A 345-nucleotide genomic window follows, 5' to 3' on the forward strand; every position below is an offset into this window, starting at 1 on the left:
ATCTGGCCGTGGAGCTTTTGGAAACGGCGCCCGACAGTGCCGAACTCGCCATGGCCTATTCCAATCTCTCGCAACTGGCGATGCTGGCCGAGCGGCTCGAGGAGACGCTTGCGTTCGGCGGCAAGGCCGTCGAGCTGGCGGAGCGGCTCAACCGGGCCGACATACTTTGCCATGCCCTCAACAATGTCGGGGCGGCCGGGCAATGGCTGGACTTCGCCAAGGGGCGGCGCGATCTCGCCCGCAGCCTTGGACTTGCCCTTACGGGCAACTTTCAGGAGCATGCGGCGCGCGCCTTCACCAACTGCGCCTGTGTCGAGATGAACAGGTTCAACCTCACCGAGGCGG

Annotated in this window: 1 pseudogene; it reads left to right on the forward strand. The window is 64.9% G+C overall.

The features are described from left to right. Window positions 1-345, forward strand: a pseudogene (locus EN852_RS37020) (helix-turn-helix transcriptional regulator); the annotation flags it as partial.

Source organism: Mesorhizobium sp. M2E.F.Ca.ET.209.01.1.1, assembly GCF_004010375.2.
GTDB lineage: Bacteria > Pseudomonadota > Alphaproteobacteria > Rhizobiales > Rhizobiaceae > Mesorhizobium.